Genomic DNA, 12,660 nt, shown 5'->3' with positions numbered 1-12,660 from the left:
CTCCTCCGATTACCCTCAAGCCTCGTGAGCACACGGACGAGTGAGTTGCGCACCATTCGTGGTGCCGCGCTCGCGTTGACGTCCGCCGGGCTCACGATCACCGCCCACGGGCTGGGCGGCGGCGAGCTCTCCGAGTTCATCCACGCGCTGCCACTGGTGGTGCTGATCGCGTTCGCGGCGGCGTCACTGGCGGACAAGCGCACCGGGAAGCTCTCGGTCATCGCCGGCCTCGGCACGGCCCAGCTCGCGCAGCACCTGCTGCTGACCTGGGTCAACCACGAGCACAACAACACGCTCACCGGTCAGATGTTCGTGGCGCACCTCGTCGCCGCGTCGCTGACCGGCATCCTGCTGTTCCACGCCGAGAACGCCCTGTTCAGGCTGATCGCCGCCGTCACCCGCCTGATCCCCCGCAGGCTCACGCCGCTGCCGGTCACGACACCGGTGCGGACGTTCACCAGCACGCCGTACGTCCAGAACGCGCACCACCTGGAGCTGTCGCGTGCGAACGGGCGGCGCGGCCCGCCCCGTGACTCCTGATCATCCGCATCCCTCTGCAGATCCCTTTGGCATCAGGAGCCACAACTTCATGTCGACAAATCGATTTGGCGTGCGCACGCTCGCCGTCCTCGCCGTTGCCGGAATCGCCGTCCTCGGCACCCCGGCCATCGCATCGGCGCACGTCAGCGCCCAGCCCGCGGAGTTCACCCAGGGCGGCCGCGCGACGTTCGCGTTCCGCGTCCCGAACGAGCGCGACAACGCCGGCACCACCAAGATCGAGGTGACGCTGCCGAAGGACACGCCGCTCACGTCGGTGCGCACCAGGCCGCTGACCGGCTGGAAGGCCGAGGTCGTCAAGGGCAAGCTCGACAAGCCCGTGACGGTCTCCGGCAAGGAGGTCACCGAGGCGTTCACCTCGATCACCTGGACCGCGGAGCCCGGCACGAAGATCGGGATCAACGAGTACCAGGAGTTCTACGTCGCCCTCGGCACCCTCCCGGAGAAGGACACCCTGCTCCTGCCGACCAAGCAGACCTACGAGAACGGCGAGGTCGTGGACTGGAGCCAGGCTCCCGGCGCCGACGGCAAGGAGCCGGAGCACCCGGCCCCCGCGCTGAAGCTCGCCCCGAAGAAGGCCGGCGACGACGGCCACGACGGCCACGGTGGCCACGGCACGACCCCGGCCGCCAACGGCACGGACACGCACGAGGCGTCCGCGTCCACGAATTCCGACCAGACCGCCCGCTACCTCGGTGGCGCCGGTCTGGCCGTCGGCGCGCTCGGCCTGGGCTTCGGTGTCGGCGCGATCCTGCGTTCGAGGCGCAAGGCATGAAGCGCGCTCTGATCGCGTTCCTGTTCGCTGGTGCGGCCGTGCTCGTCACGGCCGCCCCCGCGGCGGCCCACAACGCGCTGATCGGCAGCGACCCGAAGGACAAGACCTCGCTGGAGGTCGGTCCCTCGACGGTCACGCTGACGTTCGACCAGGACGTGCAGGGCGGCCAGGGCATCAACACGATCTCGGTGGTCGACTCGAACGGCGGCCACTACGAGGTCGCGGGCGACCCCACGATCAAGGACACCACGGTGTCCGCGAAGGTCAACGCCCTGGGCAAGGCCGGGGAGTACAAGATCGGCTACCGCATCCTGTCCGCGGACGGGCACCCCGTGTCCGGTGAGCTGTCGTTCACGCTCACCAAGGACGGCACGGGCACGCCCAGCGCGGCACCGAGCAACGCCGCGTCCGGTGACTCGGGTTCGAGCGACGGTCTGCCCATCTGGGTCTGGATCGCCGGCGCCGTGGTCCTGCTCGGCGGTGGCGTGTTCTTCGCCCTGCGCGGCGGAGGCGCGAAGGCATGAGCGACGTCCGGACCGCCGCCCCCACCCACTACCGCGTGCTCGCCGGACTCGTGTCCGGCGCACTCGGAGGCATCGCGCTCGGCCTCGTGCTGGCACCACCCGTCGTGGTCGCCGGGGTCGTCGACGCCGGGGCGGCGGTCCGGTACGGCCTTCCGGTCACACGGGTGCTGCTCGACGTCTCGGCGACGATCGTCGTCGGGCTGTCGATCCTGCCGAAGCTGCTCGGCTTCGACCGGCCCACGCACACCGAACCCGTCATGCGCATCGCCCGGCCGGCCGCGGTCGTCGCCGCCGCCGTCTGGGTGGTCACCGCTCTGGTCGCGATCGTCCTGCAGGCCGCCGAGCTGCGGCCGGGCAGCGACGTGAGCATCGGCAACGCGATCGACTACATCGCGAACGTCGGCGCCGGCAAGGGCCTGCTGTTCAGCGCGGCCTGCGCGTTCGTCTACCTGGTCGTCGGCGTGATGGCCGTGCGCAGCGGCGAGTCCGTGCCCGCTGAGCTGCGGATCCTCGTCTCGATGTTCGGGCTGCTGCCGATCCCGGTGACCGGCCACGCCTCCAACTGGAAGTACCACGACTACTCGATGGTCTCCATGGAGCTGCACGTGCTGGGCGCCGCGGCGTGGACGGGCGGGCTCGGCGCGTTGATGGCGCTGGTCGCCTACCGCAAGGGACTGCTGGCGATCGCGCTGCCGAAGTTCTCGAAGCTCGCGACCGTCAGCCTGGTCGTCGTCGCGGTCACGGGCCTGTTCAACGGGCTGCTGGAGCTGGTCCTCAACCCGGTCGTGCCGTTCCCGCAGTCGCTGTTCACCACCGGCTACGGGTTGCTGTTCCTGGGCAAGGTCGTCTGCGCCGGGCTGATCGCGGCGCTCGGCGCCCACGTCCGGTGGCGGCTGCTGCCGAAGATCTCCCAGCACAAGGTCACCGCGATCGTGCAGTGGGCGGTGCTGGAAGTGACGATCATGGGCATCGCCTTCGGGCTCGCCGTCGTCCTGAGCCGCGCTCCGGTCAGCTGAAGCCCGTCGCGACCCTGACCAGGTCGGCGACCGCGCGCGACCGGCTGTGCGGAGGCCACGCGATCACCGTCGTGACCTGGGGCGCGTCGACGACCGGAATCGCGACCAGCCCCTCGGCCAGCCCGTTGCGAACGACTTCCGGCAGGACGACGACGGCCCGGCCGAGCTCGATCAGCTGGAACAGCTGGGTCAGGTTGCGCACCTCGACCCCGGAGCCGTCCGGGTAGGTGCCGTCCCGGCGGGGCCAGCGCGCGAGGTCCGGCAGGGCGCTGACGTCGGCCATGCGCAGCTGGGACCTGCCGGCCAGCGGGTGTGCGGACGGCACGACCGCGACCTGGCCCTCGGCTCCCAGGACCTCCACGTCGAGGCCTGCCGTCGGGTCGTACGGCTCGTGCAGCAGCGCCACGTCCGCCCGTCCGTCGAGCAACGGCAGGTGGGGGTTCGACTCGCACAGCAGCAGGTCGACGGGCACGGCGCCGGGCTCGTTGGCGTACGCGTCGAGCAGCTTCGCCAGCACCTCACCGGAACTGCCGGCCTTGGCGGCCACGACGAGCGACGGCTGGTCCTCGGCAGCGGCACGGGTTCGCCGTTCGGCCGCCGCCACCGCACCGAGGATCGCCCTGCCCTCTGCGAGCAGCACCTCGCCGGCACCCGTGAGCGAGACCTTGCGACTGGTGCGGGTCAGCAGCGCGACGCCGAGCCGGTGTTCGAGCTGTGCGATCGCCCGCGACAGCGGCGGCTGGGCGATGCCGAGGCGGTCGGCGGCACGGCCGAAGTTCAGCTCCTCGGCCACCGCGACGAAGTACCGCAGCTCTCGCGTCTCCACTCCGCCACGGTATCCATACCGGCCGGGTATCGCTGCGGCACCGAAGTGATGTTGGTCCCGACGGCGTTGAGGACCACGATCAAATGCATGAGCGAACAGACGATCGCGCTGGTCACCGGCGCGAACAAGGGCATCGGGTACGAGATCGCGGCAGGCCTCGGCGCGCTGGGGATCACCGTCGGAGTCGGGTCGCGTGACCGCGAACGCGGTGAGGAAGCGGTGGCGAAACTGCGGGCGAACGGCGTCGACGCGTTCGCCGTACCGTTGGACGTGACCGACGACGGGAGCGTGGCTTCCGCCGTGTCACTGCTCGACGAGCGGTTCGGCCGCCTCGACGTGCTGGTGAACAACGCGGGGATCGCGGGGCCGTGGCCCACGGCGCCCTCGGCCGCGACGGCGGAGAGCCTGAGGGAGGTGCTGGAGACCAACGTGATCGGCGTCGTCAGGGTCACCAACGCGATGCTGCCGCTGCTGGGACGGTCGGAGCGGCCGCGCGTCGTCAACCAGTCGAGCCATCTCTCGTCACTGACCCTGCAGACCACACCGGGCGTGGAGCTGGGTGACGTCGACGGGATCTACACGCCGTCGAAGACGTTCCTGAACGCCGTCACGGTGCAGTACGCCAAGGAACTCACCGGCATCAAGGTCAACGGGGCCTGTCCCGGCTACGTCGCCACCGAGTTCAACGGTTTCCAGGGACACGAGACGCCGGAGAACGGCGCGAGGATCGCGGTCAGGCTGGCCACGCTGCCCGACGACGGTCCGACCGGCGGACTCTTCGACCACGCCGGGACCGTGCCCTGGTGAGAACGGGCCGAATGTTCAACGTGAAACATCCACGACTTCGACCGGACTCGACGAGTGGTCCGATCGGCGCGACGAACTGCGCACGAACGGACTAGTCGGTGATCAGTCGGGCCGAAGATTCTTCCCGCATGCGCGCCAGCCGGTTCATCGTCCGCTGACCGCGGCGGTCCAGCTCGCGGCTGTCGATCCAGCCGTTGGCGTAGTAGCGGTAGTCCTGGGCCAGCGCCACGAGTTCGGCGAGGTAATCGGCGGATCGTCGCCGGCGCTCCTCGTCGAAGCCCGCCAGCAGCGGCAGCTGGGTGTCCACCACCTCGTCGAGCAACTGCGCGGACCGCAGCGCTCTCTTGGAACGCCACCTCCGAGTAAGGCTCACGCGCCGCACCTCGTCCTTCGCCCCGACCTGCCGCACCTTAGGCGTGGATTTCTCGCCCGTCGATGCTGCATTCGTGTGCGAAGGTCCTGGCGTTACCGGTTCGTGTCCCACACCATTCAAAAGTGGTGCTATAGGACCCAAACGAGATGGGTTCTAGGCGGCCGACTCGGCTCCGGTGAACCGGGCGACGCGGTCCGCGAGCTCGCGTGCCTCGGGGTTGTTGCGGCGCTTGTCGGCTTCCTGGCGGAGCGGCTCCATGCGCTGCTTGGTGCGGACCGACTTGAGGCTCTCCGACAGGTCGACGGCCTGGCGGCCGATCTTGGCGCCGTGGTCGATGTCGCCCTCGAGCAGGTGGTTGATCGCCATCGAGGTCAGGTTGAACGAACGGCTGCGCGCGTACTCGTCGCCGAAGTTGTTGATCGCCTTGGACAGCGCGGGGATCGCGGTCCTCGTGTACTTGGGGTCCACCGTCTGCGCGAGCTCCGTGTGCACCGTGCCGATCATGGACGAGAGGTCGATCTCGTTGAAGAACCGGGCCCACGCGGGCGCTTCGGCGATGTTCGAACGGGAGAACTCGTCACGGGCGCGGCCGAGCAGCTTGAGCGCCTGCTCGTCGGAACCCATCTTCGCGTAGGCCCAGGCCTCGTTGGCGCACAGGATGCCGACGGCCAGCTCGGAACCGGAGTTCTGCGCGGCCAGCTGGCCCAGCTGGAACACCTTCAGCGCGTCGTCGGGGGCGTTCTGGTGCAAGTAGACGCGGCCCATGCGGTACAGGATGTTCGCCATCAGCGCCTCGTTCTCGCCCTGCTTGGCGAGATCGAGCGCCTGGCCGAAGTGGTTGCGGGCGGAGTCCATCAGGCCGGTGTCGAACGACGTCCAGCCGGCGAGGTTGTGCAGGTCCGCCAGTGCGACGAAGAGCCGCTGGCGAACGATGTCCGTGGAGCTGGCACCGAGCATCTGCTGTCCCCAGGACAGCTGGGCGACCACCGCGTCGCGGCAGGAACCGCCGCCGTACTGGTAGTCCAGGGCACGCAGAGCCCGCGTCGCCGCTTCGACCTGGCGCACATCGGTCATGCCGATGCGTCCCGGAGCCGGAGTCTGTGTGGGGTGTGAAACCCACGACCCGGAGTCCGCTCCGAACACGGCCGCGCCCACTGTCACGGCGGCGGCGTGCGCGAGGAACTTCCGACGCTTCACCGACTCGTCCTCCTCAGGATGGGGTGAGTCCGCGGTCGCGGCCACCCGTACTGCCGTTGTCTCGTCATAGGCGAGACCCATGTATCCACGTGGGACACCCAAGCCGACGGCGATCCTCGTCAGGACGTCGTACGCCATCACCTGGCGTCCCTTGAGGATCTCCGAGACCTCGGACTGCGATTGCCCGGTGAGCGCCGCGATCTGGCGCTGGGACACGCCGTGCCTTCGGAGCAGCCGGTAGACCGAGCTGATCTCTCGTCGGGCAAGTGCGTCCCGCATCTCCTGGTGGTCCCACACCTCGGTGGGGATCGGAGAGCCCTGGGAACTCATGGTGTTCATCGCGCACCCTCACAGTCCGTTGGGCGTCATCGGCAGACTAGGGGCAGGTCCCCGAGCCCGAGAAGTCCTCTTCGGCGGAGCTGATCGGCTCTACCGAACACCGCTTACCGCTCACCGTAAGACTTCCACCGGTGGGCGCTGTGACGTCCCGTTCCGGCATGAATCATCGCAATCTGGACTCCGGTAAGCGAGTGAGCACGGAGAGGAACGACCTGATAGTGGACAGCTCCTCCTCAGGCTCCACCTCCATTGTGGAGACGGGTGACACCGACTCCACATGGCGCGGCATGACCGGGCAACGTCGGACGTGGCAGATCAGCTGCGGCGACGTGGTCGACCGGGACCGCCAGCTCACCGTGAAGGTCGTTCAGGGCCAAGTGGTCCTGGTAGGCCCTCCCGGTGAGACGGCAGTCTTGTCCCACGACCAGCTCGTACAGCTCAGGGCTGCGCTACGCGAAGCCGCCGACCAGGCGGAAAGGTGACGGTGACGTTTCGATGGACGCGATCCTCGGACAGGTTCTTCGCAACGCTGTGTGGGAACGCCTCGACCTGCTCACAGAGCTGGCGAGCCGCGCTGACGCCCCGTCCCTCCTGTCGGTGGCTCGATCCGAGCTCCCTCGGCTGACCGAGGGATGGCGTGCTCTGCTGGCAGCGCACGAACCGGACGAGAAGGGCAACTGCCCCGAATGTTCCGGCCGTTGGCGCCAGCAGAAGTCACCTTGCTCGGTGTGGCGCGCCGCGTACGAACACCTGGTCGCGGGCGGACTCGCCCCGCGCCCGGCTCGCCACCTGCGCGAGGCCCCGGTGACTCCTCCTGTCACCCGGTCCCGCCGCGCGGTGGCTCGAGCCCACTAACGGGCGTTTGCGACTGACCTGGCGTCCCCCCGACACGACCAGGTCTGCAAACCGCCTACTGACCGGTGGCCCGCGATGTGCGAACCCCCGACCGCGACATCGCGGGCCCCGGTCAGCTTTTCCAACTCCACAGATTCCCGCGGGCCGGTGACGTGCACCTTCCCTCCCCGACCGTCACCGGTCCGCGGTCACCAACCACGGCCCTTGCCTGCACCTCCCGCGCAGGTGAGGGCCGTTTTCACGCTCCTAGCGGTGGGTTCCGGTCTTCCAGGTCAGGTACGACGTCAGTCCTGGGAACAGCCGGCCGGAGATCTCGAACGCCTTGAGCTGCCACGGGAACAGGTGCTCGGCGCGTTCCTTCTCCACGGCGTCCACGATCGCCTTCGCGCACTGCTGCGGCGTGACGGTCGGGATCATCCGGGCGATCGCCGGGATCCGCTCCTCGGCGCCGGGGTTGTTGTTGAAGTACTCGCTGGAGACCTTGCCGGGCACCACTTCGCTGACACCGACACCGGTTCCCCTCAGGTCGAGGCGCAACGACGCGGTCAGCCCGCGCAAGGCCCACCGCGCCGACTGGTAGCCCACGCAGCCGGGAATCGGCAACCGCGACACCGGCGAGTTCACGTTGACGATCCAGCCGGAACCGCGCGACCGCATGGCGCCGAGGTACTCCCTGGTCAGCAACAACGCCGCCATGTAAGGCACAGCGGTCATCGTGACCAGCTCGTCGGACGACGTGTCGTCGAGGAACAACCAGCGCCCGACACCCGCGTTGTTGACCAGCACGTCGGGGGCCGGCACGTCCTGTGCGAGTGCGCGGATCTGCTCGGCGTCCGCGAGGTCCGCCTGATGAGCGGTCGCCGAGCCGCCGAACTCCTTGATCCGTTTGACCTGCAGATCGAGCAGTTCGGCGCTCCGGGCCACAAGGTGGACGTGTGCGCCGTGGGCCGCGAACCGGAACGCCGCCTCGGCGCCGATCCCCTGGGACGCCCCCGTGACCAGAACCTTCTTGCCCTCGACCTGCATCAGACCACCGATCGCACTCGACTCATCAACACCGCCGCCAGCGTCGTCGCCAGCGCGGAGACCGCGAACAGACCGCGGTAACCACCAAGGTTGGCCAGGATCAACGCCGTCAGCAAGGGGGCGATGACCTGCGGCAACGCGTTGGCCACGTTGAGCACACCCAGGTCCTTGGCCCGGTCGGACGCGGCCGGCAGCACCTGCGTGAGCAGCGCGATCGCGACGGCCCAGTACGTGCCGAAGCCGACGCCGAGCAGCGGGGAGGCGATCAGGACGGCGGTCCAGGTCGGCCAGATCACCAGGATCAACGCCGCCAGCGCCATCACGGCCGCGGCGCCGTACACGTACGGCTTGCGACGCCCGGAACGATCACTCCGTGCGCCGAACAGCACCGCTCCTGCGGCGAGCGCCACCCCGTAGAGCGCCATGAGCACCAGCAGCCCGTCCTCGGGTGACTCGTGGCGGACCACGTCGCCGAGGAAGTAGAGGAGGTAGAGCGTCCCGAACGCGTTGCCGAGGTTGATCATCAGGTGACCACCCCACGCCCAAGCGAAGTCGGGGTTCTGCCTGGGCGAGATCCAGAACGTCGGCCTGACCGGCTTCACGACGAGCTGCGTGTCCGGCGTGCGCAGCACGAAGAAGACCGCGCCGACCAGCACGATGACCGCGCACGCCAGGTAACCCGCGGTCAGCCCGCTGACCAGCAGGGTCACCACGACCGCGCCCAGCACCGTGCCGAGCATCTGGCTGATCCCGATCAGCCCGCCGACCTGGGCGCGTTGCTCGACGGGCACCCGGTCCGGCACGGCCGAGGTCAGCGCGGCGAGCATGCCGCCGATACCGGCCTGCACGAGGCACCAGCCGATGGTCATCACGACGACCGACGGCGCGTTGGCCAGCACGGCGAGGCCGAACGCACCGATGACGGCGCCGGCCAGCGTCCACGGGTGGCGACGGCCGAACCGCGAGGTCGTGCGGTCGGACAGGAAGCCGATCAACGGCACGACGAGCAACGACACCAGGCCGCCGAACCCGGTGACGATGCCGAAGACCAGCTCCTTGTCGGCCTTGTCCAGCATCTCGGCCTGTTGCGGCAGCAGGACCTGGATCGGCGCGTAGACCGCCAGCCACAACCCGAGGTTCGCGCAGAACAGCCAGGCCATCCAGCCGCGGCGAACCCGCACCACCGGCTCGGCGAGGGCTTCACTCACCGCTGATCACCTTTCTGTACCAGTGGAACGAGTCGCGCGGCGTGCGGGTCTGCGTCTCGTAGTCGACCTGGACCAGGCCGAACCGCTGCGAGTACCCGGCCTCCCACTCGAAGTTGTCGAGCAGCGACCACACGAAGTACCCGGCGACGTCCGCTGCCTGCGCGGCCTTGAGGTGTCCGTCGAGGTAGGAGATCCGCTCGGCGTCGTTGATCCCTTCGGGGAAGCTGCAGCCGCTCTCGGTGACGTACACCGGCGGCAGGTTCGGATGCCGCTCGCGCAGCGCGCCGATCATCTCGGTGAGCCCGGCCGGCACGATCGGCCAGCCGAACGCCGTGCGCTCGTACTCGTCGATCTCCACCAGTTCGAACGGCAGCGGGTTGCCGTCCGACGGCGCCTTGAGCCGCGTCGGGTTGTAGTAGTTCACGCCGTAGAAGTCGAGCGGCTGGTGGATCGTGGCCAGGTCACCATCGGCGATAGGCAGAAGCTCGGCGACTGCGTCGGGATATCGGCCCGACAGCACGGGGTCCGCGTAGATCCAGTTGTGGATTTCGCTGTAGGCCTCGGCGGCTGCTACGTCGTTCGGTCCAACGGGCCACGCGGGAGTGTGGTTGTTCGCCGTGCCAACCGCTTGCGCGTCGTACGAACGGAGCACTTCGACCGCACGGCCGTGAGCGAGGTTCAGGTGGTGGGCGGTCGGCATCGCGTCGAAGAGCAACGTCTTGCCGGGAGCGTGCTCACCGATCGCGTAGCCCTGCAACATCACCATCGCGGGCTCGTTGATCGGGATCCACATCTGCACGCGGTCGGCGAGCCGGTCCGCGACCAGCGCGGTGTACTCGGCGAACCGGTCGGCGATGTCCCGGTTCAGCCAGCCGCCCTCGGCTTCCAGCGCCAGCGGTGTGTCCCAGTGGTACAACGTCACCACGGGGGCGATACCGACGTCGACGAGCGCGTCGACCAGACGGTCGTAGAAGTCGAGGCCCTCGGCGTTGACAGGTCCTTTGCCGGACGGCTGGATGCGCGGCCACGCGATCGAGAACCGATACGCGTTCACGCCGAGCTGCGTCATGAGCGCAACGTCCTCGCGCCACCGGTGGTAGTGGTCGCACGCAACGGAAGCGTTCTGGTTCTCGTGTACAGGGGAGAACTCGTCCCACACGGAGGGGCCGCGGCCGCCAGCGCCGAACGCGCCCTCGATCTGGAACGCGGACGTCGACACTCCCCAAAGGAAGTCGCTCATCGATCCTCCAAATGTGAAACTTGTTCGGATCGTAGGCGTGTTGACAGGTTCAGGGAAGTGAAAGAGCCGTACAACAGGCAAGATGTGAAGTACCCGAACTACTGGGAGTCGCCGTGACGAGCACCACCCCGCTTCGCCGCCAGCCCGTCCAGCAGCGCAGCGCCAAGAGAGTCGAGCGGATGCTCGAAGCCTGCGCCACCCTGATCGACGAGGTGGGCTACGACGGCGTCACCACGACGTTGATCGCGGAGAGAGCGGGCGTCGCGGTCGGCTCGCTCTACCAGTTCTTCCCCGACAAGAGAGCCGTCGTGCAGGCGCTGACGCTGCGCAACGTCGACAAGTTCTCCCAGGGCATCACCGAACGGCTCGAGCAGGCGACGCTCGAGCACTGGTGGGACGCCGTGGACACGGTGTTCGACGTCTACGTGATGATGCACCGCGAGATCCCCGCGTTCGGGAAGCTGCACTTCGGTGACGTCGTGGACATGCGCCTGCTCGACGACCGCCGCGACAACAACGCCGTCATCTCCGACAAGATCTCGGAGCTGATCTCCGGCAAGTTCGCCATCCCGATGGCCGAGGTCGGCCTGCCGATCGCGATCGCCGTCGAGGCCGCCGACGCCGTGCTGAAGATGGCGTTCCGCAACAACCCGACGGGCGATCAGGCGATCTTGATCGAGGCGAAGGCTCTGGTCAGGGGCTACCTGTCGTCGCGCCTGCCCGCCTAACCGAAGTTCCTGCGCTCACCGCGGTACGTGGGCACGGTGCGCTCGATGAGGTCACCGTGCACCAGGTGCACCTCGTCGAACCGCTCGAACAGCTCACCCGCCTTGGCGTGCCGCATCCAGACGCGGTCGCCGATCCGCAGCTGCTCCGCCGCCTTGCCGGTGACCGGCGTCTGCACCTCGCCCGCGCCTTCGAGCCCGAGCGTCTTCAGCCCGTCCGGCAGGTACGGCGACGGCTGGCGGTCGGGCGTGGGCGTGCCGGAGGCGATGTAGCCGCCGGCGAACAGCGTGGCCACCCGCTTGGTCGGCTTGCGCACCACGGACAACGCGAACAGCGCCGCCGGCTCCGGCTTGAACGCCTGGTAGCCGTCGAACAGCGTCGGCCCGAAGAGCCCGGACCCCGCCGCGAGCTCGGTGACCGACGGGTCGGACCCGGTGAGCTCCAGGCTCCCCGTGCCGCCACCGTTGACGAACTCCAGGTCGGCGACCTGCCGGACCGCGGCGACCACGGCCGTGCGGCGCTGGATCAGCTCAGGCCCGGACCTGCTCTGGATGAGCCGGATCCCGATCGCGCGAAGCGGCTGACCGGGCGGGTTGTCCCCCAGGCCGGCGATCTGACCCTCGTAGGCCATGACGCCGACCAGCGTGAAGCCCTGCCGCTGCACGATCTTCGCGGCGAGCGCCTTGGCCTGCTGCGGCGTGTGGATCGACGAACGGCGCGGTCCGATGTGCACACCGGGCAGCGGCCGCCACGAGACGTCGAGCTCCAGGCAGACCCGGATGTCGGCGTGCGGTCCGATCGCCGCGTCCACGAAGTCGAGGTGCTCGGTGGAGTCGACCATGATGGTGACGCGCTGGCGTGCGGTCTCGTTGGCCGCGAGCTTCTGCAACGAGGCGCGGTCGGCGGTCGGGTAGGCGACGAGCAGGTCCTCGCTGACGTTCTGCTCCGACAGCCACAACGCCTCGGCCAGCGAGTAGCACATGACGCCGGCGTAACCGGGCCGTTCGAGCGCCCGGCTCACCAGTTCGCGCACCCGGATCGACTTGCTCGCGACCCGGATCGGATGACCGGCAGCGCGACGGGCGAGGTCCGCCGCGTTGTGGTCGAAGGCGTCCAGGTCGACGATCGCGAACGGAGGATCCAGGTCCTTCGTCGCGGCATCGAGTCGAGTTCTGCGCATGTACTGACGG

15 protein-coding genes are annotated in these 12,660 nt (G+C 68.8%); 8 read left to right on the top strand and 7 right to left on the bottom strand.

The window, feature by feature from the left end:
* Nucleotides 1–24: 24 nt before the first annotated feature.
* The 4 genes from ORI60_RS09465 to ORI60_RS09450 all read left to right on the top strand — a co-directional run bounded on the left by ORI60_RS09465 (nt 25) and on the right by ORI60_RS09450 (nt 2,873).
* A complete protein-coding gene (locus tag ORI60_RS09465; RefSeq protein WP_266036417.1) occupies nt 25–540 on the top strand; it encodes a hypothetical protein in 516 nt (171 codons plus the stop codon).
* A 70-nt stretch (nt 541–610) separates the two neighbouring features.
* Nucleotides 611–1,333 carry a YcnI family protein gene (locus ORI60_RS09460; protein WP_323055891.1) on the top strand — a complete coding sequence of 241 codons (723 nt, stop codon included), beginning with the start codon at nt 611–613 and terminating at the stop codon, nt 1,331–1,333.
* On the top strand, nt 1,330–1,857 hold the full coding sequence (locus tag ORI60_RS09455) for a copper resistance CopC family protein (protein WP_266036413.1): 528 nt from the start codon (nt 1,330–1,332) through the stop codon (nt 1,855–1,857). Before ORI60_RS09460 ends, ORI60_RS09455 begins: the two co-directional genes overlap by 4 nt.
* Nucleotides 1,854–2,873: a copper resistance D family protein gene (locus tag ORI60_RS09450; RefSeq protein WP_266036411.1), complete on the top strand. Its 1,020-nt coding sequence runs from the start codon at nt 1,854–1,856 to the stop codon at nt 2,871–2,873. The genes ORI60_RS09455 and ORI60_RS09450 overlap by 4 nt, the downstream gene beginning before the upstream one ends.
* Here ORI60_RS09450 and ORI60_RS09445 read toward each other — a convergent pair.
* Nucleotides 2,866–3,699, bottom strand: coding sequence for a LysR family transcriptional regulator (locus ORI60_RS09445; RefSeq protein WP_266036410.1), 834 nt, complete (start codon nt 3,697–3,699; stop codon nt 2,866–2,868). The two genes, ORI60_RS09450 and ORI60_RS09445, sit on opposite strands and share 8 nt — an antisense overlap.
* Before the next feature lie 87 nt (nt 3,700–3,786).
* Between ORI60_RS09445 and ORI60_RS09440 the strand changes: the two genes are divergently transcribed.
* Nucleotides 3,787–4,506: an SDR family oxidoreductase gene (locus ORI60_RS09440; RefSeq protein WP_266036408.1), complete on the top strand. Its 720-nt coding sequence runs from the start codon at nt 3,787–3,789 to the stop codon at nt 4,504–4,506.
* Nucleotides 4,507–4,597: 91 nt separating this feature from the next.
* Here ORI60_RS09440 and ORI60_RS09435 read toward each other — a convergent pair whose 3' ends face one another.
* Complete coding sequence (locus tag ORI60_RS09435) at nt 4,598–4,879, bottom strand: hypothetical protein (RefSeq protein ID WP_086664898.1); 282 nt, start codon at nt 4,877–4,879, stop codon at nt 4,598–4,600.
* A 153-nt stretch (nt 4,880–5,032) separates the two neighbouring features.
* Entirely contained in the window at nt 5,033–6,415 is a 1,383-nt protein-coding gene (locus tag ORI60_RS09430; RefSeq protein WP_266036404.1) for a helix-turn-helix domain-containing protein, read from the bottom strand.
* 191 nt (nt 6,416–6,606) lie between these two features.
* Between ORI60_RS09430 and ORI60_RS09425 the strand changes: the two genes are divergently transcribed.
* The gene (locus ORI60_RS09425) at nt 6,607–6,897 is read left to right on the top strand and encodes a hypothetical protein (RefSeq protein WP_093595003.1); all 291 of its coding nucleotides are present in this window, start codon (nt 6,607–6,609) and stop codon (nt 6,895–6,897) included.
* Nucleotides 6,898–6,910: 13 nt separating this feature from the next.
* Nucleotides 6,911–7,270, top strand: coding sequence for a hypothetical protein (locus ORI60_RS09420; RefSeq protein ID WP_030480258.1), 360 nt, complete (start codon nt 6,911–6,913; stop codon nt 7,268–7,270).
* Nucleotides 7,271–7,516: 246 nt separating this feature from the next.
* Here the strand turns inward: ORI60_RS09420 and ORI60_RS09415 are convergent, their stop codons facing one another.
* The 3 genes from ORI60_RS09415 to ORI60_RS09405 are packed head-to-tail and all read right to left on the bottom strand — an operon-like array spanning nt 7,517 to nt 10,744.
* Entirely contained in the window at nt 7,517–8,296 is a 780-nt protein-coding gene (locus ORI60_RS09415; protein WP_266036400.1) for an SDR family NAD(P)-dependent oxidoreductase, read from the bottom strand.
* Complete coding sequence (locus tag ORI60_RS09410) at nt 8,296–9,456, bottom strand: MFS transporter (RefSeq protein ID WP_266036598.1); 1,161 nt, start codon at nt 9,454–9,456, stop codon at nt 8,296–8,298. The genes ORI60_RS09415 and ORI60_RS09410 overlap by 1 nt, the downstream gene beginning before the upstream one ends.
* 40 nt (nt 9,457–9,496) lie before the next feature.
* Entirely contained in the window at nt 9,497–10,744 is a 1,248-nt protein-coding gene (locus ORI60_RS09405) for a GH1 family beta-glucosidase (RefSeq protein ID WP_266036398.1), read from the bottom strand.
* 113 nt (nt 10,745–10,857) lie between these two features.
* On the opposite strand from ORI60_RS09405, the gene ORI60_RS09400 reads away from it, so the two are divergent.
* A complete protein-coding gene (locus ORI60_RS09400) occupies nt 10,858–11,472 on the top strand; it encodes a TetR/AcrR family transcriptional regulator (protein ID WP_266036396.1) in 615 nt (204 codons plus the stop codon).
* Here the strand turns inward: ORI60_RS09400 and ORI60_RS09395 are convergent.
* Nucleotides 11,469–12,650, bottom strand: a complete 1,182-nt coding sequence (locus ORI60_RS09395; protein ID WP_266036395.1) for an amino acid deaminase/aldolase — start codon at nt 12,648–12,650, stop codon at nt 11,469–11,471. The genes ORI60_RS09400 and ORI60_RS09395 overlap by 4 nt on opposite strands.
* Nucleotides 12,651–12,660 lie beyond the last annotated feature (10 nt).

It is taken from the genome of Lentzea sp. NEAU-D7 (assembly GCF_026242055.1).
GTDB lineage: Bacteria > Actinomycetota > Actinomycetes > Mycobacteriales > Pseudonocardiaceae > Lentzea.
The sequence above is the reverse complement of the archived record's forward strand: the minus strand, read 5'-3'. Positions and strand labels throughout refer to the sequence as shown.

Excerpts from the sequence above, each read along its gene's own strand:
- ORI60_RS09410 (WP_266036598.1), bottom strand. The coding sequence starts at position 9,456 with ATGGCCTGGCTGTTCTGCGCGAACCTCGGGTTGTGGCTGGCGGTCTAC.
- ORI60_RS09420 (WP_030480258.1), top strand. The coding sequence starts at position 6,911 with ATGGACGCGATCCTCGGACAGGTTCTTCGCAACGCTGTGTGGGAACGC.
- ORI60_RS09395 (WP_266036395.1), bottom strand. The coding sequence starts at position 12,650 with ATGCGCAGAACTCGACTCGATGCCGCGACGAAGGACCTGGATCCTCCG.
- ORI60_RS09430 (WP_266036404.1), bottom strand. The coding sequence starts at position 6,415 with ATGAACACCATGAGTTCCCAGGGCTCTCCGATCCCCACCGAGGTGTGG.
- ORI60_RS09405 (WP_266036398.1), bottom strand. The coding sequence starts at position 10,744 with ATGAGCGACTTCCTTTGGGGAGTGTCGACGTCCGCGTTCCAGATCGAG.
- ORI60_RS09455 (WP_266036413.1), top strand. The coding sequence starts at position 1,330 with ATGAAGCGCGCTCTGATCGCGTTCCTGTTCGCTGGTGCGGCCGTGCTC.
- ORI60_RS09415 (WP_266036400.1), bottom strand. The coding sequence starts at position 8,296 with ATGCAGGTCGAGGGCAAGAAGGTTCTGGTCACGGGGGCGTCCCAGGGG.
- ORI60_RS09440 (WP_266036408.1), top strand. The coding sequence starts at position 3,787 with ATGAGCGAACAGACGATCGCGCTGGTCACCGGCGCGAACAAGGGCATC.
- ORI60_RS09450 (WP_266036411.1), top strand. The coding sequence starts at position 1,854 with ATGAGCGACGTCCGGACCGCCGCCCCCACCCACTACCGCGTGCTCGCC.